Origin of the sequence: Brevundimonas sp. ZS04, from assembly GCF_001956865.1 — a bacterium.
GTDB lineage: Bacteria > Pseudomonadota > Alphaproteobacteria > Caulobacterales > Caulobacteraceae > Brevundimonas > Brevundimonas diminuta.
Genome location: NZ_MTHE01000039.1, coordinates 1 through 1,046, shown reverse-complemented (window position 1 = coordinate 1,046; position 1,046 = coordinate 1). Strand labels below are relative to the sequence as shown.

Genomic DNA, 1,046 nt, shown 5'->3' with positions numbered 1-1,046 from the left:
AGGTTTCGGGGGCCGATCACGACCGGCCCCCTTGAGCCTTAGAAGTTGATGTCGACGGTGGCGCGGCGGTTCAGCGGCTCACGCACGCCGTCGCCGGTGGCCTTGGCCGGCTGGGTCTCGCCCTTGCCGTCCAAGGAGATCACGCCGCCATTGACGCCTTGAGCGACCAGGGCGTCAGCTACGGTGCGCGCACGGCGGTTCGACAGGCCTTGGTTGTAGGCCGCAGCGCCCTGGGTGTCGGTGTGGCCGACGACCAGCACGCGGGTCGGAGCGCCCGACTTGGCGTAGTTGGCGGCTTGCGTCACCACCGAGCGGGCTTCCGCCGTCAGGTCCGAACGGTCGAAGTCGAAGTAGACCACGAACTGACGCGCAGCCGGCTCGGCGCCGAACGCATAGCGCAGGCCCAGCGTCACGGTGTGCGACTGGTCGTAGTCGCCCGACAGGGTGCCGAAGGCCGGAGCGGCCGACTGCGTGGTGTCGAACTCCATGTCGCCCGTCAGGTAGCGGTAGGTCAGGTCGATGTTGGCGCGGTCGCCCACGGCCCAGGCCAGACCGGCGATCGCCTGAGCGGCGAACTTGGTCGAGCTGTCGTCAGCCGTGAAGCTGACGCCCGGGTTCTGACGCAGACGGCCGATGGTGTCGACGTTGACGCGGTTCACACCGACGCCCAGGCCGACGAACGGACGGATGGTCCAGTCCGGCGAGCCGAAGTCGTACAGGACGTTGGCCATCAGAGTCGTCGACTCGATGTCGCCTTCCGGCGAGTGGCACGGGCCGGTGGCCGGGGTCAGGTTGCACAGGCCGTTCGGGCCCGAGACAGCGCGCACCTTGCCGATGTCGCCCGAGCGGTAGCCGCCTTCGAGCTCAACACGCCAGTTCGGGTTGAAACGGTAGCCGAGGCGAGCGAACGCCGCCCAGCCGTCGTTGACTTCCCAGTTCCAGCTGTGGCCGGTCGCCGACGCTTCCGTGTTGATGTCGTCGATGATGTGGTAGCCGGCGTCGATCGCGCCGTACCAGCCATCGGGCTCAGCCGATGCAGCGCCGGC

The 1,046-nt window shown here is 68.5% G+C and carries 1 protein-coding gene; it reads right to left on the bottom strand.

Features of this window, described 5'->3' with window-relative positions:
* Positions 1-38: 38 nt before the first annotated feature.
* Positions 39-1,046, bottom strand: a 1,008-nt coding sequence (locus BJP32_RS16660; RefSeq protein WP_076224888.1) for an OmpA family protein, incomplete at its 5' end; no start/stop codon positions are given.